The sequence below is a fragment of the Mycobacterium sp. MS1601 genome, from assembly GCF_001984215.1.
In the GTDB taxonomy this organism is placed as follows: Bacteria; Actinomycetota; Actinomycetes; order Mycobacteriales; family Mycobacteriaceae; genus Mycobacterium.
The window spans coordinates 4650696-4668470 of record NZ_CP019420.1 but is presented as its reverse complement, the minus strand read 5'-3'; the positions used below and the strand labels follow the sequence as shown (position 1 = coordinate 4668470).

Annotated in this window: 16 protein-coding genes; 5 read left to right on the top strand and 11 right to left on the bottom strand. The window is 65.7% G+C overall.

The window, feature by feature from the left end:
- Window positions 1–840, bottom strand: a complete 840-nt coding sequence (locus tag BVC93_RS22520) for an SDR family oxidoreductase (RefSeq protein ID WP_083739403.1) — start codon at window positions 838–840, stop codon at window positions 1–3.
- Window positions 841–1049: 209 nt separating this feature from the next.
- Between BVC93_RS22520 and BVC93_RS22515 the strand changes: the two genes are divergently transcribed.
- Window positions 1050–1604 carry a CsbD family protein gene (locus BVC93_RS22515; RefSeq protein WP_083739402.1) on the top strand — a complete coding sequence of 185 codons (555 nt, stop codon included), beginning with the start codon at window positions 1050–1052 and terminating at the stop codon, window positions 1602–1604.
- 24 nt (window positions 1605–1628) lie between these two features.
- Window positions 1629–2294, top strand: a complete 666-nt coding sequence (locus BVC93_RS22510) for a hypothetical protein (RefSeq protein WP_083739401.1) — start codon at window positions 1629–1631, stop codon at window positions 2292–2294.
- A 1-nt stretch (window position 2295) separates the two neighbouring features.
- Here BVC93_RS22510 and BVC93_RS22505 read toward each other — a convergent pair whose 3' ends face one another.
- Entirely contained in the window at window positions 2296–3522 is a 1227-nt protein-coding gene (locus tag BVC93_RS22505; protein ID WP_083739400.1) for an MFS transporter, read from the bottom strand.
- A 120-nt stretch (window positions 3523–3642) separates the two neighbouring features.
- Between BVC93_RS22505 and BVC93_RS22500 the strand changes: the two genes are divergently transcribed.
- Window positions 3643–5055, top strand: a complete 1413-nt coding sequence (locus BVC93_RS22500) for an NCS2 family permease (RefSeq protein ID WP_083739399.1) — start codon at window positions 3643–3645, stop codon at window positions 5053–5055.
- 103 nt (window positions 5056–5158) lie between these two features.
- Here the strand turns inward: BVC93_RS22500 and BVC93_RS22495 are convergent, their stop codons facing one another.
- Together BVC93_RS22495 and BVC93_RS22490 are read right to left on the bottom strand one after the other, a co-directional pair.
- Window positions 5159–5974 carry a glycoside hydrolase family 16 protein gene (locus BVC93_RS22495; RefSeq protein ID WP_083741248.1) on the bottom strand — a complete coding sequence of 272 codons (816 nt, stop codon included), beginning with the start codon at window positions 5972–5974 and terminating at the stop codon, window positions 5159–5161.
- 222 nt (window positions 5975–6196) lie between these two features.
- Entirely contained in the window at window positions 6197–7090 is an 894-nt protein-coding gene (locus BVC93_RS22490) for an aminoglycoside phosphotransferase family protein (protein WP_083741247.1), read from the bottom strand.
- A gap of 197 nt (window positions 7091–7287) precedes the next feature.
- On the opposite strand from BVC93_RS22490, the gene BVC93_RS22485 reads away from it, so the two are divergent.
- On the top strand, window positions 7288–9723 hold the full coding sequence (locus tag BVC93_RS22485) for a glycogen/starch/alpha-glucan phosphorylase (protein WP_083741246.1): 2436 nt from the start codon (window positions 7288–7290) through the stop codon (window positions 9721–9723).
- A gap of 184 nt (window positions 9724–9907) precedes the next feature.
- On the opposite strand, the gene BVC93_RS22480 is transcribed toward BVC93_RS22485, so the two are convergent.
- From BVC93_RS22480 to BVC93_RS22450, 7 genes are all read right to left on the bottom strand, one after another.
- Entirely contained in the window at window positions 9908–10489 is a 582-nt protein-coding gene (locus BVC93_RS22480) for a sigma-70 family RNA polymerase sigma factor (protein ID WP_083739398.1), read from the bottom strand.
- A 129-nt stretch (window positions 10490–10618) separates the two neighbouring features.
- Complete coding sequence (locus tag BVC93_RS22475; protein ID WP_236950478.1) at window positions 10619–11236, bottom strand: cutinase family protein; 618 nt, start codon at window positions 11234–11236, stop codon at window positions 10619–10621.
- 555 nt (window positions 11237–11791) lie between these two features.
- Window positions 11792–12994, bottom strand: coding sequence for an amidohydrolase family protein (locus BVC93_RS22470; RefSeq protein ID WP_083739396.1), 1203 nt, complete (start codon window positions 12992–12994; stop codon window positions 11792–11794).
- Between the two features lie 3 nt (window positions 12995–12997).
- Complete coding sequence (locus tag BVC93_RS22465) at window positions 12998–13642, bottom strand: GntR family transcriptional regulator (RefSeq protein ID WP_083739395.1); 645 nt, start codon at window positions 13640–13642, stop codon at window positions 12998–13000.
- 10 nt (window positions 13643–13652) lie between these two features.
- A complete protein-coding gene (locus tag BVC93_RS22460; protein WP_083741245.1) occupies window positions 13653–14693 on the bottom strand; it encodes an isopenicillin N synthase family dioxygenase in 1041 nt (346 codons plus the stop codon).
- An 11-nt stretch (window positions 14694–14704) separates the two neighbouring features.
- Window positions 14705–15568, bottom strand: coding sequence for an ABC transporter permease (locus tag BVC93_RS22455; RefSeq protein ID WP_083739394.1), 864 nt, complete (start codon window positions 15566–15568; stop codon window positions 14705–14707).
- Window positions 15565–16320, bottom strand: coding sequence for an ABC transporter ATP-binding protein (locus BVC93_RS22450; RefSeq protein ID WP_083739393.1), 756 nt, complete (start codon window positions 16318–16320; stop codon window positions 15565–15567). Before BVC93_RS22450 ends, BVC93_RS22455 begins: the two co-directional genes overlap by 4 nt.
- A 291-nt stretch (window positions 16321–16611) precedes the next feature.
- Here BVC93_RS22450 and BVC93_RS22445 point away from each other — a divergent pair, with 291 nt between their 5' ends.
- Window positions 16612–17772 (top strand): nitrate ABC transporter substrate-binding protein, encoded by a 1161-nt coding sequence (locus BVC93_RS22445; RefSeq protein WP_083739392.1) that lies wholly within the window; start codon window positions 16612–16614, stop codon window positions 17770–17772.
- Window positions 17773–17775 lie beyond the last annotated feature (3 nt).

Here is a 17775-nt window from a genome sequence, read left to right as displayed (position 1 = left end):
TCACAGGATCGGCCTGCCGCCGGTCACAGCCACCCTGGCTCCGGAAATGTAGCTACCCTCGTCGGACCCCAGCAGGACGTACACCGGCGCCAGTTCGGCCGGCTGGCCCGCCCGTCCCAAGGGGGTGTTCTCCCCGAAGGACGCCACCTTTGCCGGCGGCATGGTGGCCGGGATCAACGGAGTCCACACCGGTCCCGGTGCCACACTGTTGACACGAATCCCCTTGTCGCCCAACAACTGTGCCAGGCTTGCAGAGAAGTTGGCAATAGCGGCCTTGGTAGCTGCGTACGGGGCCAGTTGCGGCGAGGGCATATCGGAGTTCACCGAGGAGCTGCCGATCACCGCGGAGCCAGGCTCCAGGTGCGGCAGCGCCGCCTTCACCAGGTAGAAGTAAGCGCCGACGTTGACACGAAAGGTGTAATCCCACTCCTCGTCGCTGATCTCGTCGAGCGCGTCGTGGCTCATCTGATAGGCGGCGTTACTCACCAGGATGTCGATACCGCCCAATTCGTTTACCGCACGGTCGATCACGTCGCGGCAGTGGCTGGGCTCCGCAAGATCGCCAGGTACCAGGACACACCGGCGGCCGGCTTCCTCGACCAGGCGCGCCACGTCGGCGGCGTCTTCGTGTTCGTTCAGGTAGGAGATCAACACATCGGCTCCCTCGCGCGCGTAGGCGATGGCCACCGCGCGTCCGATCCCACTGTCACCTCCGGTGATCACCGCCCGTTTGCCGGCCAGCCGCCCGGTGCCCACGTAGCTCGACTCACCACAGTCAGGCACCGGGTCCATCGCCGATTGCACACCTGGCACAGACTGTTGTTGTTCGGGAAATCCCATGTCGAACCCTTTCGGTAACAAGCTGATGTGGTCGACGCCGACAGGTCGCCGTTCGATTCCTCCACGACCGGCAAGGTGCGCGGGGTCTCCGCAAAATGGCTGCTGGCATACAACTCCGCCTACCCGCAGCGGGCCCCTCGAAACAGCTGGCGCGTGGTGCACCGAGTCACAACGTGTTTGATTCCAGCGCTTGGTGGAACCACGACAGCATGACCGAACATGACAAAGCCGACGAGGCACGTAAAGGACTGTTCGACTCAGTCAAGGGAAAAGCCAAAGAGATCGCCGGCGCCGTGACCGGCAATGATTCCCTGACCGCTGAGGGCCAGCTGGATCAGGTGCAGGCCAAACAGCGCCGGGAAGCCACCGCGGTAGACGCCGTCGCGGACGCCGAAGCACACCGGGCGCGCCAGGAGGTCGTTGAAGCCGCCGCCGAGGCGTCCGCACAGCGGCGCGAGGTGCAGGCCGAGTCCGCGGTGGCGGAAACCGCTGTGCGCGCCCAGCAGGCGGCAGCCAAGCGGTCCGCAGAACGGGCAGCCGAAAGCCAGGCGGCCGTCACCAAGGCGCAGGCCGACATCGAGGCCCATCGGGAAACCCAACAGGCCAAAGCCGTGGAACGTGCCGAGCTTTCCGAGGCCACCGATGAGCTCACCGATGCGGTTGAAGAGCACAAAGACGCCGCACTGGAGGCTGAGTCCGACCGGGCCGCTGCCAAGAGCCTGCGTCAGCAGGCCGCTGCACTGCCCGATCCCGACCAACCCTGATCGACGGACCATAGAGGAGTCTCGATGAAGATCACCGACGTTCCGGTTGCGCTGCTGCGACTGCAATATCAACTAGCCCGATTCCCGCTCCAAATGATCGAGCAGCAGGTCGCTGCGCGAGTCGACCCGGAGGCTCCCGGGCGCCTGTTCTACGAACGGTCGCTGGGGACTCTTGATGCCACCGTGGGGAGATTGCTGGGCGATGAGGCCTTGATGGAGCGCGGCGCGGTGCGCATCGAACGCAGCGCGACTTTGGGGGAAGCGGCGCGGCTGGACGCTGAAGCCACCGAGAAGCAGGCGCGAGCCGACGCGACGCGAAACCGTCGGCACCGTCAGGCCGTCGATGACCAGCAGGAGGCCAAGCAGACTCGCGAGCAGGAGGTCGCCACGGCCAAATCCGGAGCCGCACAACGCAAGCGCGATGCCGACAAGGCAGCTCAGAAATCCAAGGCCAGTGCCGAGAGACAGATCGACACGACGGCCGACCAACGAGTGCGCTCCGCCCAGGACTCCCGCCGCGCCAAGCAGGCCACCATCGGCAAGGCAGAACGCGCAGCCGTCGCTGACGCCTCCGAAAGGCTTGAGGACGCACGCGGCATGCGAGAAGGCGCGGAATCCATCCGCGACCAGGCGGACAACATCGAGGAATTGGCCAAGGCGCACAAGCACAGTCGCAAAGGCGCTCCCTGATTCAGCTTGCCGCGGTGTCGACCATGGCCTTGTGGTGCCCGCGGCTCGCGCGGCTCATGACCAGGGCACCGACGGCGCCCACCACGGCGGCCGCGGCCACCACGAACACCGCCGACTCCACCGATGCGAACGCCACCACGATGCCCACCAGCACCGGCCCCGCGGTCTGCCCCACGCTGCGGGCCAGGGCCTCGGAGGCGGTGGCGCTGCCGCGCAGTTCCACGAACCAGCCCACCGCGATCGCCGCCGACAACGGCATCATCGCCCCCAGACAGGTTCCGGCGCACAGCAATCCGATTGCCAGCACCGCCAGCGGGGCGCCCACAGCGGTCAGCGTCGCGTAGGCGATCACGGCCACGGGCAGCATCAGATAGAACACGGTGTAGAGCCGTTCGCGACCGACGCGGCGCAGAACCCGCCGGTTGATCGAACTTCCGGTGAACACGCCGCACGGGATCAGGATCGACAATGCCACCCGCTGCCACAGCTCGAGTTGGTCGGCGTTGTTCTCCAGCAGCACGCTGACACCGTAGTGCGCACCTTGGATCACCAGGCCGAGGATGAAGGCACAGACCAACAGCCACACCATCCTGGCCTGGGTCAACATGGTGCCCACACCGCGCAGCACCGCACCGAGCCGGCTGGCCCAGGCGTGGGTGGCACTGTCGACGGCCACCACCGGCGCCGGCGGTGCGGGCATGAACGTGACCAACAGCAGGAGCAGCACGCCGTAGGCACCGCTGGCGATGAACACCAAGGCCGGGATGTCCAGGTGGGCTGCCACAGCCCCCAGACCCAACGCCGTCGCGGCGCCGGTGGCCATGAACGTCTGCAGCAGCGAGAACCTGCGGTCACGCAGTCCGTCGTCGCCGCGGGCCAGATCGGTCACCAAGGCGAAAGCGCACAACGTGGCCACCCCGGTGGACAATCCACTCAGCGCACGTCCAAGGGTCAGCGACTCGAACGTCACGTGGAAACACATCCACAGTGACACCAGCGCACTCACCAACACCGACGGCACCAGTACCCGACGCACCGGCACCAGATCGAGCAGTGGTCCGGCCAGCAGGCTGGCGGCACCGGTAGCCAGGGGATGCGCGCCGATCGCGATACCGATCTGGGCTTCCGACATCCCGATGTCGGCGCCGATGCCCACAGCGACGGGGATGAACGACAGCTGGGTCAGCGGCGAGAACAGCACCAGCAACGCCGGCGTGACCGCGGTCACCGCTCGTCCGACCGGATTTGTCACCAGAAACCGCCGCTAGCACACATGAATGCAAATGATAGGACTTGTATACGCCGGACCCGCATCACACCCGACGGCATCTCCACTTAGGGTCAAACGGTGACTCGCCTCGACCGCTTCTTCGAGATCTCAGCGCGCGGCTCCAACATCGCCACCGAACTACGGGGCGGAGTCGTCACCTTCATCGCGATGGCCTACATCATCGTGCTGAACCCCATCATCCTGTCGGGCACACCCGACGTCGACGGTGCCGAACTCGGCTTCGCTCAGGTGTCAGCAGTCACGTCGCTGGCCGCCGGGGTGATGACCATCGTGTTCGGGGTGGTGGCGCGGCTGCCGTTCGCCTTTGCCGCGGGCCTGGGCATCAACTCGTTCCTGGCCAGCTCCATCGTGGGTGACCTCACCTGGGCCGAGGCCATGGGCCTGGTGGTGATCAACGGACTGATCATCGTGGCCCTGGCCGTCACCGGCCTGCGCCGGTTGATCTTCGACGCGGTGCCGATGCCGCTGAAGCTGGCCATCACCGCGGGTATCGGCCTGTTCATTCTCTTCATCGGGCTGGTCGATTCCGGTTTTGTCGGCTCCACCGGATTTCCCTCGCCGCCGCTGGGCCTAGGCAAGGACGGCGGTGGGTCCATCACGACCATTCCCACCGTCATCTTCGTGTTCACGTTGTTGGTGACGGGAATCCTGGTGGCGCGAAAAGTCCGGGGCGGCATCCTGATCGGACTCATCACCGGCACCGTTGTCGCGGTGATCGTGGAAGCCATCTGGCATCTGGGGCCAGGTACCGAAAACCCCGGAGGATGGGGTCTGTCGGTGCCCACCCTGTCGGGGTCGCCGTTCGCGGTACCCGATCTGTCACTGGTGGGCGCGTTCAGTCTGGACAGTTTCGGCCGTATCGGCATCCTGGCCGCCATCATGCTCGTCTTCACGCTGGTGTTCACCAACTTCTTCGACGCGATGGGCACCTTCACCGGTCTGTCCAAGCAGGCCGGCCTGGCCGACGAGCACGGTAACTTTCCGCGGTTGCAGTCCGCACTTGTGGTCGAGGGAGCGGGCGCGGTGGTCGGCGGCTCGGTTTCGGCGTCGTCCAACACCGTGTTCATCGAATCCGGCGCCGGCATCGGCGAAGGCGCCCGTACCGGTCTGGCCAGCCTGGTAACCGGCGGATTGTTCTTGGCCGCAATGTTTTTGACACCCCTGGCGGCCATCGTCCCCACCGAGGTGGCGGCTGCGGCACTGGTGATCGTCGGCGCCATGATGGCATCCAATCTCAAGGAAATCGACTACACCGACTTCTCGGTGACGCTGCCGGTGGTGCTGACAGTGACAGTGATGCCGCTGAGCTATTCGATCGCCAACGGCATCGGCGTCGGCTTCATCTCCTGGGTGGTGCTGCGCAGCGCCTCGGGCAAGGCCAAAGAGATCAGCCCGCTGCTGTGGGTGGTGGCCGCCGGCTTCCTGCTGTACTTCGCGCGCGGGTGGATCGACGGCCTGATCGGGGTCTGACGACTCCCCCGGCGAGGCACCCCGTTCCGACCGCGAGTCACCCTGTGGTGAGAATTCGACTGACATCCCGCCCGGGAGTGACTCTCAGTGACGTCTGCGGGGACTACCACACTCTGATGTAGTCGACCAACATCTGCGCGGGGTAGACACCGGCGCTCGGGTCGCCACCGCCGGAGCCGCTGACCGCGAGGTTGAGCACCGGGAACATCTGGAAGCCAGCGTCGTTGAACCGCCAGTTGGCCATCGACCCGGCGGGCACCTCGAAGTACGGCGGCATCCCCGGCACCGGGTCCTTCCAGAACCGGATGCCCGCGGTGTCCCACTGGCAGCGCCACACATGCCATTCCGGGTCGACGACAATGGGATGGTTGGCGGCGGTGGTGCCGTCCAGCCGGGTGTGCACGGTGGATCCCGGACCCCAGCCGCCGTTGCCGAACCACTCCAGCACGTCGATCTCGCCGCCCTGACCGCCCACGTCGTTGAGCATCCAGAACGCCGGCCACGCCCCGGGGGTGAGGCATTCCAGTTTGATTCGGGCCTCCCAGGTGTGACCGATGCCGATCCACTGCCTGCCCTGGATCTTGGCGCCGAAGTACTTGTCCCCTTCGCGGGTGGCGCGGATCACCAGATTGCCCATGCCGTCGAGGTACAGGTTCTGCCGGTCGTCGCGGTACTGGCCCATGTTCTCCGGGCGGTCCCAGAACGCGGGGTTGCGGATGGTCTCCCGAGCCGGCACGACGAACCACTTGTTGTAATCCGGTGGAGCACCCAGTGGCCCGTCGAACTCGTCGGCGAACACCGGCGGCGCCATGATCTCGGCGCCGGGAAAAGGCGGTTCAGCACCCGCACGCGGCAGCTGGGTGGTGCCGGCCAGCAGGCCCAGTCCGGTCATCATCAGCAGGCTGCGGCGATCAAGCATCTCCGCAGAATAGCGATTCGGGCGTGATTCCAACCGCTCACCGACTGGAATCACGCCGAAATCCCTCACTGGGACGGTGCGAGAGATCGCCGTGCACCACTGGCTGTCGTCGTCGATGCCACTGAGCTCCAACGGTTCTCGCCATGGGTTCACACATTCTTGATTCCCTGCTTGCCGCGGGTGGAGCATTGCCGAAGAGTCCCCGCCGGCATGGCGGCGCGGCTAATCCTGAACCGCCTTGGCCACCGCAATGCATGTCGTCAGCCACTCTCGATCCAGCGGGCCGGTGTCCGTCAGCGCCCACATGGCGTTGTGCACCATGCGTATCACCACCCAGGCGCGGGCCCGATCCTCGTCGAACCCGGCGGCCTCCACCACGGCGTAGAACCGCCTACGCACTCCGTCGCGAACATCACCGGCTAGCTCGTCCCACCTGTTCCACAGCAACGGCGCCACCTCGTAGTGCGGATCGCCGTTGAGCGGAATCGGGTCGATCGCCAGCCACGGCTCCCGGTCGGCGGCCAGCACGTTGTCGTAGTGCAGATCGGTGTGTATCAGGACCCCGGTAGTCGATGGGTCTTCGATCAGATCGCGGCTGAGCGACTGCGCCTGCTCCACGAGTCGGCGCGGCAGCGGCGCACTGCGGGGCAGGGTGTCCAGATCGGCGCTGTACTTCCTGATGGCATCCGACAGCCGCGCCAGTTGCGGGAGGGCCGGGACATGCAGTCGGCGGTACAACCCGACGGCGATCTCGCATGCTTCGATGTCCCACAGCTCGTTGAGATCGCGCCGGTGCAGCCGCTCCAGCAACAGTGCGCGGTGGTGCGGGTCCGCGCTCAGCAGGCGAACCGCCCCGTCGCCCGCCCAGCGGCGCAGAGCCAGGTGTTCGTGCTGAGTCTCGGGGTCGGGGAAACCCATCTTGAGCACCGCGGAGGCACCGTCATCGCTGCGGACGGGCAGCACCAACGACGCCCATCCGTGCATGGGCTGACCGTCGGGCGTAAGGTTCCACCGGTCCATCTCACGGTCCAGGAGGCCAGGCAGTTCGTCGACCCAACGCTCCCATTGCGGACCGCGCGCCGCCATCGCGCAGACACCGGCCGGCAGATCGATCACGGCCACCATGCTGCCAGCCCGTCGCTGTTCACCCACGTGACGCCCGGCGTGCACTTGATGTAACACAGAAGTGTCAGACTGACCCGTCCTCACCCCAGGTACTCAGGAGGTAGGTAGTGACCGACACAGCGCAGACACCGTCAGAGTTTTCCGCCATCGATGGCCAGCCGGTCCGGCACGAGCATTCCCGTACCGGCATGTCTGCTGATGCTCTGCGCCGCGCGATCTCCGACCACCTCATGTATTCGATCGGCCGCCCCGCGGCGGCCGTCACCTCCCAGCATTACTACAAGGCACTGTCGCTGGCCATCCGCGATCGGATGCAGCAACGCTGGATGGCAACCACTCAGGACTGGCTGGACCTGTCGAACAAGGTGACCTGCTATCTCTCGGCCGAGTTCCTGATGGGCCCGCAGCTGGGCAACAACCTGCTGAACCTCGGCCTGGAGAAGGAGGCCCGCGCAGCGCTGGCCGAGCTGGGCCAGGACCTCGACGAGATCATCGCGTGCGAGGAGGAGCCCGGGTTGGGCAACGGCGGCCTGGGCCGGCTGGCGGCGTGTTATCTGGACTCGATGGCCACCTTGGAGCGCCCATCGATCGGCTACGGCATCCGCTACGAGTTCGGCATCTTCGATCAGGAGATCCACGACGGGTGGCAGGCCGAAAAGACGGACAACTGGTTGGTGGGCGGCAATCCGTGGGAGATCGGCAAGCCCGACGCCAGCTACTTCGTGTGCTGGGGCGGCAAGACCGAGCAGTACACCGACATCGCGGGCAACCTGCGGGTGCGCTGGATCCCCCGCCGCGTCCTGCAGGGCATCTCCTATGACACCCCGGTCCAAGGGTATGGAGTCAACACCTGCAACACCCTGACGTTGTGGAGCGCCCGGTCGGTCACCCAGTTCGCCCTCGACGCCTTCAACACCGGCGACTTCTACAAAGCCGTCGAGGACGAGGTGCTGTCCGAAAAGGTGTCGAAGGTCCTCTACCCCAATGATGAGCCGGAGGCGGGCAAGCGGCTGCGTCTGCAGCAGCAGTACTTCTTCGTCACGTGCTCGCTGCAGGACATCATTCGCATCCACACCGAGCGTGTCGGGTTGCCGTTGAGTGCGCTGCCGGACAAGTGGGCCATCCAGCTCAACGACACCCACCCTTCGATCGCGGTGGCCGAGTTGATGCGGCTACTCATCGACGAGCACCACATGGACTGGGACGAGGCCTGGCGGATCACCGTTGCCACGTTCGGCTACACCAACCACACCCTGCTGCCCGAAGCGCTGGAGAAGTGGTCGCTGGGATTGTTCGGCGATTGCCTGCCGCGACACCTGGAATTGATCTACGAGATCAACGAACGCTTCCTCGACGAGGTGCGGGCCAAGTTCGGTGACGACGACGACCGGATACGACGGATGTCGCTGATCGGCGAGGAGGGCGGCAAGACGGTGCGCATGGCGCACCTGGCCACTGTCGGCAGCCACTATATCAACGGCGTGGCCGCTCTGCATTCGCAGTTGCTCAAAGACAGTGTGCTCAAGGACTTCTACGAGATGTGGCCGGAGCGGTTCGGCAACGTCACCAATGGTGTGACGCCGCGGCGCTTCCTGGCGCTGTCCAACCCCGGGCTGCGCCAGCTGCTCGACGAGAAGATCGGCGACGGCTGGCTCACCGATCTGTACAAGCTGCGCGGGCTCGAGGGCTTCGTCGATGATCCGGCGTTCCGGGAGCGGTGGCGAGAAGTCAAGCGCGACAACAAGGCCCGTCTGGCCGAGTACGTGCACTCGTCCACCGGGATCGAGCTGGATCCCACCTGGATGTTCGACGTCCAGGTCAAACGCATCCACGAGTACAAGCGCCAGCACCTCAACGCGCTGCACATCATCACGCAGTATCACCGGCTCAAGACCATTCCCGGTTACACCATGCCGCCGCGGGCGTTCATCTTCGGCGGCAAGGCTGCACCGGGGTACTACCTGGCGAAGCGGATCATCAAACTGATCACCGCAATCGGTGACGTGGTGAACTCCGACCCGGACGTCAATCGCTTCATGAAGGTGGTGTTCCTGCCGAACTTCAATGTGCAGAATGCTCACCTGATCTACCCGGCGGCCAACCTCTCCGAGCAGATCTCCACCGCCGGTAAGGAGGCCTCCGGCACCGGCAACATGAAGTTCATGATCAACGGTGCGCTCACCATCGGCACCCTCGACGGCGCCAATGTCGAGATCCGCGAAGAGGCCGGGGCAGAGAATTTCTTCCTGTTCGGTCTGACCGAGGACGAGGTCGAAGGAGTCAAGGCGGGCGGGTATCGGCCGCTGGACTACGTCGACAAGGACCCGGAGCTGGCGGCGGTGCTCGAACTGATCCGCGAGGGGAAGTTCACCCACGGCGACACCGAGGTGCTGAAGCCGGTGTTGGACAACCTGATCTACGACGATCCGTTCTTGGTGCTGGCCGACTACCGCTCCTACATCGACTGCCAGGACACGGTGAGCGCCGCATGGCTCGACGGCGACGCCTGGTCTCGGATGTCGATCCTGAACTCCGCACGCAGCGGCAAGTTCTCGTCGGACCGGGCCATCGAGCAGTACTGCGACGACATCTGGAACGTGACACCCATGAACGTCGACATCTAGCCGGGTCGACGAGGCGGCGACGAAGGAGCCGGGTGGGGGTACCCCCAGCGGAGCGAGGGGGCGGGAGGGCCCGGCTACAGACGGCCTAGCCGGGTCGACGAGGCGGCGACGAAGGAGCCGGGTGGGGGTACCCCCAGCGGAGCGAGGGGGCGGGAGGGCCCGGCTACAGACGGCCTAGAGACTCTCAGACGGCGACGGCGAACCCACGGCTCATCGCGACGCCGGCGAGCAGTTCACGCAACTGCCGCCGGCCGCGGTGCAGCCGCGACATCACCGTGCCCAGCGGGGTACCCATGATCTCGGCGATCGTCTTGTACGAGAATCCCTCGACGTCGGCGTAGTACACCGCCATTCGGTAGTCCTCGGGCAGTGCCTGCATCGCGTCGGCGATCTCGGTGCTGGGCAACTTCTCCAGCGCCTCCACCTCCGCAGAGCGCAACCTCGTCGACGTTGGTACCGCCCGGTCCTCCCACTCGGAGAAGTCGAATCCGTACTCGGCGACGCGGCGCTGCTTCTTGCGATAGCCGTTGATGTAGGTGTTGGTCAGGATCCGATAGAGCCAGGCCTTCAGGTTGGTGCCGGCCTCGAACGTGCGAAACCCGGTGTACGCCTTCAGCATCGTGTCTTGCACCAGGTCCTCGGCGTCGCCGGGGTTACGGGTCATCCGCAGGGCGCCGCCATAGAGCTGATCCAACAGGGGCAGCGCGTCACGTTCGAACCTCGCCGCCAGTTCGATGTCGTCGTCAAATCCGTTGAGCTGTGTCATCCCGACCTCCGTCTCCGTGTGATGTCACCCAATATCGGTGATCCGGAGACGTCGGGTCTGCGGTGCTGTCCCGACAGCTTTGCGGGGGTTTTCCCTACTCGCCGCGGTCTGTCAGGGAGGCGGGCTGTCTCATTCGGCGGTTTCGGCCAGCTTGGCAGCGGCGAAGTCGGCCGCCTGCACCACCATGCCGTCGGAGATGTAGCGGCCGTGAGCGCCGATGTCGCCACCTTCGGAGCACACGAAGTCGTTGGGCACACACAACTCGATGGTCTTCTGCTGGTACAGCGGGCCGATGCTGACAGTCGGCTGCTGGATCATGCTCATGAAGCGGTCCGACGGCGTGCCCAGCAGGGCCACGGCCACCACGTGTTCGGCCACGTCGGCGGGCATCGGCGCAGGCACCTCGGAAGCCGTGACACCTTCCGGCACAATCTCATTGGTGACGAAGCCCATCACGGCCGCACCCTGGGAGAACCCCCCGAGCACCATCTGGGTGTCTGGGCAGTTTGTCGCGATCTCCTGCACATGGGTACTGGCGTCGACGACTCCCTGGACGCCGGTGGGGAAATCCGGGCTGGCCGGGTAGTCGACGGGATACACCCCGACCGACTTGCCACCGACCCGGGCCCGCAGGTCATCAACGAAGGCCTGCCCCATGGCGCCCACTCCGGGTGGTTCGGTGGTGCCGCGGGCGAACACCACCTGGACGTCGGGACAGCCAGGCGGCACAGGTGCCGCTACGGGCATTGCGGGCGGCGGCAGTGCCGGATCGACAGGCAACGGTGCCGGTGGTGCTGCCTGCGGCACGGGGACCGGAACCACCTCTGGTGCCGGGCCGGGGGCAGGCCCCAGAGGCACCGGCACCGGCACTGGCGGTGCGGGTGCGGGGGCGGGCTCCGCGGAGGCCGACGGCAACCCGATCCCGAGCGCCAATGCGGGCATCAGGAGGGCAGCGCTGCAAACACGAGTTAGATGAGCTGACAAACCCATCTATCGATGGTGACACACGTGAGCCGTGAGCGCCCGATGCAGGTCAGATGTTGCATACATCTCACTTGTTTTGCGCAGCGGCGCCACCGACGACGCAAAACCTCAGGTCGTCGTCATCGCGGCGCGCAACTGGGTGAACCGCAAGGTTCCTGGTGGCCCGGCAAGTAGTCAACGGTCCGATACGACGGCGGAGTTGAATTCGTCTCGAAACATGGGATTCAGCCGATTTGTCCAGCCGCCCCGGAGAACGACACACCCGTCAGCGAACTCCGTCTGCTCTCGAGATCTCGCAAGCCCGCTGACGCGTGCGGTTCAGGCCATCCAGTGCGACGTCTGGCTGCGGGCCACCAGCGAGCCGTGGTGAATCACCACCCGATCGGCGGGGGCGTTGGCGATGACGTCGGGCACGCTTTTCCCCCGCACGGCCAGCAGCTCGGCGCGGGCACCCACTCTGGGCCCGGCCTCAGGCAGTCCGAGTACCCGTCGCGACTGGTCGGTCACCAGGTCCAGGGCGACGTCGGGGTGCACATGCCCTGCAACCACCGCCAGCATCGCGGTCTCCAACGCATCACTGCGGCCCAGCGGATTGAACGGATCACGGACGTTGTCGGCGCCGGCGGCCACCGGCACACCAGCAGCACGCAACGCCGCGATCGCGGTGATGCCACGAGGCGTCGCCACCGGGGTGTCGCGGCCCTGCAGGTACAGGTTGGTGATCGGGTTGGCCACCACGCCCATGCCGGAAGCGGCGATCTGCGGCAACAGCGCTGCGAGTTCGTCGGCGGACATGGTGCCCAGCCGGGTGCAATGGCTGGCGGTCCGGTTGCGTCCCTGCGGCCAAAGTCCGGCACGCTTGGCATAATCGCCGACGGTGTGGTGATCGCCGAACAGGAACTCGTCGGTGTGCAGATCCGTTCCCACACCGCGGTTTTCGGCGACACCGAGCAGGCGGTCCAGCTCCGCGACGGGATCGGGTGCGTTGTGCGGTGAGCCACCCACCAGGTCGGCGCCGGCATCCAATGCGGCGTGAAGCAGTTCGTCGCCGGAGTACGCCTTGATGAGAGCGACGATCTCGATGTCCATCAGACCGGCGAGTTCACGACGCACGGCATCGACCGCTCGGATACCCCGCAATGGATCGTCGCCGGCAAGGACGTCGACGTGGGTGCGCACGGCCGTGGTGCCGTTTTGCAGCAGCGCCAGGGCAGCGGCACGGGCCCGCACCCGGAAAGACTCCTGATCGAAGTGCAGCGACCCCGCTTTCCAGGTGGCGATCGCGTCGTGCAGATCACCGAGGTCGGGTTGCAGCGCATCCCAGGACAACGCCTTGTCCAAGTGGGCATGGGGTTCGGCGGGCGCGGTGAACAGCAGATAGCCGTGCAGATCCAGGCCGTCTCGCAACGTGGGATCCGCAGGGGTTACGGAGGTGACGAGACCGTTGGCGATGCGGACGTCCACCACGGAGCCGTCTGGCAGAGTGGCGCCCTGCAACAGTGAAAGTGGTTGTGCGGTCACAGGTCAGCTCCGCCGAGTCCGGATGTACAACCCCGCCACGTGGGCACAGGCCGCCGAGCGTGCGCCGTCGGCGTCGCCGGCTTCGATGGCCGCCACAATGCGCTCGTGCTCACCGACGGCCAGCCGCCTGTTCAGCTCGGTACTCCACATGTCCGAGCGGTACAGGTGCGACTGGCCATCGAGGCGAGCCAGCGCATCCGAGAGCGGACGGTTGCGCGCGGTGTCACGGATCAGGGTGTGGAACTCCAGGTCCAGCTTGGCGTCGCGCTGCCGGTCCGCGGCTTCGTCGAGCATCTCGCGCTGCAGCTGCACCATCTTGCGCAGCTGATCCACCACCGCGCTGCTGGCGATCAGTGTGGCGGTGTGCGCTGCCAGCCCATCGAGTACCTCGCGGACATCGAAGACGGCCTTGACCGCTTCGTTGTCCAACAGCGTCACCCGCGCACCCGCATTGCGAGTGTGGGTGGCCAGCCCTTCGTAGATCAGCTGCTGCACGGCCTCACGCACCGGGGTGCGGCTGACGTTCAACCGGGCGGCCAGGGCGGGCACCGACAGCGGGCTGCCCGGGGACAGCTCACCGTTGAAGATCATCTCCTGCAACGAGTCGTGCACCGACTCGGTGAGTAGCGCGCCGTCCGACGCCGTCATGCCGTTCCTCCTAGTTCCCGGCGGCGGATACCCGCGCCGCCTCCCGCAACACCGCCGCGGGGGCCGCGCCGGTGCGCAGCCCGGCGACTTTCATCGCGATGTTCTCGGCAACGGTAATCGGTGGGTAGCCGATCTCGCCGTCGGCGAGAGTCCCGGGCAGGGCTTCGAGCACCGCGTCGTGGTTGCCGTCGAAGAAGAACGCCGCCGACCGACGGCGCTGGATGCGACCGTCACGCACGGGCGGGTTCACCCGGTGCACCGTAGACATCCACCGGTCGTTGGTCCAGCGCGCCATCGCGTCGCCGAGGTTGATCAGCAGCGCTCCGTCGGCGGGCTGTACGTCATGCCACACCCCGTCGCGGTCGAGTACCTGCAGACCGGGCACCTGGTCGGCCCACAGGATGGTCAGGATGCCGAAGTCGGTGTGCGCTCCCATCCCCTGCAGGTCTGCGCTGATCTCGGCATCACCCTCGGGTAGCGCGAAATTGTTCATCTTCAGCACTTCGATCGAGTGGTCGATCATCGGCGCGAAGTAGCCCGCGGGCAGGCCCAGCGCGTCGGTGAAGGCCACCATCAACACTCGCGCCAGCCGCTGGGCTTCGGCGAAGTACTCCTCGATCCTGGGCTGGAAGCCCGGTGCAGCAGCGGGCCAGTTGTTGGGCGCATAGCTGGCCTCGGGCAGATCCAGGCCGGCGAAGTCGCCTGCCTGGGTCCCGATGGTGAACGCCTCGTAATAGTCGTTCATCTGGTTGGCGGAGATGCCGAGGCTCATACTCAAGGATTCGCTTTTGGGTGGTGAGTAACCGCGATTGGTCGACGGGTCACGTCGATACTGCTTCTTCACGCTCAAGGGCAGCGCGAAGAACTCGTCGAGAGCTTCAGGCAGTCCGGCCAGGGCGCCACTGCTGAGGCCGTGCCCGACGATTTGGATGAAGCCGACCTCCCGGCAAGCCTGGTCAAGCGCAGCGGCCACCTCGGCACACGCCGAATCCGTCCTGGCGTCGCCACCTGCCACGTAAGAGCTGACGTCTAGCACCGGCACGTTGAACACATTCTCTCCCTTCACAGTTGACGACCTGATTCGTGCCAGCGGCCGACGGCCAGCCGGATCACCAGTCCCATCGCGGCGAACACCAGCACCCCGAACACCGAGGCCAGGACGATCGCTGCGATCAAGTCCTCGGATTGCAGCCGCCCGCGGTAGACGTCGAGCAGGGTGCCAATGCCGGGCTGGCCTTTGGCGAAGAACATGTCACCGATGATGGCCCCGACGACAACCAGTCCGGCAGCGGTGCGCACACCGGTCAGGATGGCCGGAAGTGCCGCGCGCAATTCGAGTTTCACCAGCCGGTCCCAGCGTGATGCGCCGGAGATGGTGAACAACTCGTGCATGCCGCGATCCACCGAGCGGATGCCGAAGTGGGTGTTGGTGATGATCGGAAACACCGCGATCAGGACGCACACCAGCGTGCGCGCGGCCATTCCGTACCCGAGCCACAAACCGATCAGGGGGACGATGGCCAGGATCGGGATCACCTGGATCACCACGGCGTACGGGTAGATGAGCTTTTCCAGCCAGCGGGCCTGACACATCAGCACGCCGGTGGCCACACCGGCGATCACCGCGACCGCGAATCCGACGGCTGTCACCTGGGCGGTGACCGACAAAGCGGCCAGCATGGACTGCAGGTGGGTCCAGTCCAAGAGTGAGTTGCGCAGGACGTCGACGGGCGGCGGCAGCATGAACCGCCGGTGCGGTTCCAGCACCAGGTAGCTGACCGCTGACCACACCACCAAACCGACCCCGAGCGACAGCACCGGGTAGAGCACCGCGGAACGGACCCTCTTGACGCGCTTGACTTCTGGTGTTGTCGACGTGGCTGTCACCCGGGCGAACAGACGCGCGGGCACATCGAGAGCGGTCATGCGGGCCTCCCGTGCAGCAGCGCCGATACCTCGGCGGTGTAGTCGGTGAACCTGGTCTCGAAGCGGAGCTCTTCTGATCGCGGGTAGGCGAAGTCGATGTCGACGACGCCGGCGATGCGCCCCGGTCGCGGTGTCATGACCACCACGCGGCTGGCCAGGTACACCGCCTCGGACACCGAATGCGTGACGAACATCGCCGTGAATCCGCGCTGCGTGTGGAGCCGCTGCAACTCCACCTGCATGTCCAGCCTGGTCATCTCATCCAGCGCGCCGAACGGCTCGTCGAGCAGGAGCACCTGTGGCGACAACGTGAGTGCGCGCGCCAGCGACACCCGCATCTTCATGCCTCCGGACAACGTGTTGGGCAGATGGTCGGCGAACTGCTGTAGTCCGACTGCCGAGATTGCCTCTGCGGCGCGCCGTTTGGCCTGGCGTCGCTCGGACTTGCCGAGTTCGGCGCACAATTCGACGTTGGCTCGTACCGATCGCCACGGCAACAGTGTGGGTTCCTGGAAGATGAAGCCGACGGATGCGGTGTCCAGCCGGACCTGTCCGGAGCTGGGCGATTCCAGGCCGGCTGCCATCCGCAGCAGCGTCGACTTGCCGCAGCCGGAGGGTCCGACCACGGCGACGAACTCACCGTCGCAGACGGCTAGCTCAGCATGCTCGACGGCGACGGTGCCGGTGTCGAATCGTTTTGTCACGCCGGTGAATTCGATCCTGGGCCGGGCACCGGGTGGCGATTCGAGCATGGACGCTCTCGGGGAGGGGGCTGACTCCACTGAGACTCCTCACGTTTACATGCAGTTCTACGTCTATTGACAACTTTCAGACTTGATTACATGTATTACGTGCATGTTTCCCTAGGTGAAGCGTGCGTAATCATTTCCGTCAAACATCCAGTACGGCTGGCGTTATCTGGCGATATACGAAACCTTTAACCCGCACGCAACACAGCCCATGATTGCATGTAATTATTCGATCACGGTCGCGTCCACGACCGGGATCGCACACCCGTCGCACACGCCCCCGGAGGAGTAGCCATGTCCCGATCCCGTCTCACCGCAGGGGCCGTCGCCGCCTGCGTCACCCTCGGCCTGTCCGCCTGCGCCTACGGCAGCGACGAAACCCCTGAGGAGACCAGCGTCGAGGCCGCCTCCGACGCGCAGTCGCTGGCCGGCGTCTGCCCGGCGAACGTCGGCATCCAACTGCAATGGCAGCCGCAGTCCGACATGGGCGCGGTATTCGGCATGCTCGGGCCCGGCTACCGGGTGGACACCGAGGAGAAGTCGGTGACCGGCCCGCTGGTGGCTGCCGGCAAGGACACCGGCGTCGACCTGACGCTGAAGTCCGGTGGACCCGCCATCGGCTTCCAGTCGGTGCCCTCGCAGCTCTATGTGGATGACTCCCTGGTGATGGGCATCGTGCACGGGGATCAGCTGATCGCCGCTGCTGCAGACCAGCCCGTCATCGGCGTCACTCCCCTATTGAAGTACAGCCCGGCCATCCTGATGTGGGACCCGGCCAGCCATCCCGACTGGCAGACCGTCGCCGATATCGGCAAGTCCGACGCCACGGTTGTGGTATCCAAGGACCAGATCTTCCCGCAGTGGATGGTGGGCAAGGGAATGCTGCAGCAGTCACAGATCGACACCAGCTATGACGGTGCGCCTGCCCGCTTCGTCGGCGATCCGGCCATCGCCCAGCAGGGCTTCGCCAACTCCGAGCCCTACACCTACGAAAACGACACCCCGTCTTGGGACAAACCCGTGGGCTACAGCCTGATCAAGGACGTGGGCTATGACATCTACGCCTCCAACATGTCGGTGCGCGCCGACAAGCTCGACGAGCTCGCGCCGTGCCTGGAGAAGCTGGTTCCCATCATCCAGCAGTCCGGTGTGGACTATGCCGCGGCGCCCGAGGCAGTCAACAAGGTGATCGTCGACGTGGTCTCCCAGGACAGCACCTACTCCCCCTACTCCGAAGGAGAAGCCGCTTTCAGCGCCGACCTGCTGGTCGACAAAGGGCTGCTGGCAGCCGAACAAGACGGTTCGTTCGGTGTGTACGACTCCGCCCGCACCGCCCGCAACGTCGAGGACCTGCGCGGCGTGCTGGCCGCCACCGGCAACGTGGTGCCCGCCGGAATGACCGGCGACGACCTGTTCACCAACCGCTTCAGCGATCCGTCGATCGCCACCAACTAGAAG

Excerpts from the sequence above, each read along its gene's own strand:
- BVC93_RS22450 (WP_083739393.1), bottom strand. The coding sequence starts at position 16,320 with ATGCTCGAATCGCCACCCGGTGCCCGGCCCAGGATCGAATTCACCGGC.
- BVC93_RS22495 (WP_083741248.1), bottom strand. The coding sequence starts at position 5,974 with ATGCTTGATCGCCGCAGCCTGCTGATGATGACCGGACTGGGCCTGCTG.
- BVC93_RS22455 (WP_083739394.1), bottom strand. The coding sequence starts at position 15,568 with ATGACCGCTCTCGATGTGCCCGCGCGTCTGTTCGCCCGGGTGACAGCC.
- BVC93_RS22485 (WP_083741246.1), top strand. The coding sequence starts at position 7,288 with ATGTCTGCTGATGCTCTGCGCCGCGCGATCTCCGACCACCTCATGTAT.
- BVC93_RS22465 (WP_083739395.1), bottom strand. The coding sequence starts at position 13,642 with ATGACGGCGTCGGACGGCGCGCTACTCACCGAGTCGGTGCACGACTCG.
- BVC93_RS22445 (WP_083739392.1), top strand. The coding sequence starts at position 16,612 with ATGTCCCGATCCCGTCTCACCGCAGGGGCCGTCGCCGCCTGCGTCACC.
- BVC93_RS22515 (WP_083739402.1), top strand. The coding sequence starts at position 1,050 with ATGACCGAACATGACAAAGCCGACGAGGCACGTAAAGGACTGTTCGAC.
- BVC93_RS22480 (WP_083739398.1), bottom strand. The coding sequence starts at position 10,489 with ATGACACAGCTCAACGGATTTGACGACGACATCGAACTGGCGGCGAGG.
- BVC93_RS22475 (WP_236950478.1), bottom strand. The coding sequence starts at position 11,236 with ATGCCCGTAGCGGCACCTGTGCCGCCTGGCTGTCCCGACGTCCAGGTG.
- BVC93_RS22520 (WP_083739403.1), bottom strand. The coding sequence starts at position 840 with ATGGGATTTCCCGAACAACAACAGTCTGTGCCAGGTGTGCAATCGGCG.
- BVC93_RS22510 (WP_083739401.1), top strand. The coding sequence starts at position 1,629 with ATGAAGATCACCGACGTTCCGGTTGCGCTGCTGCGACTGCAATATCAA.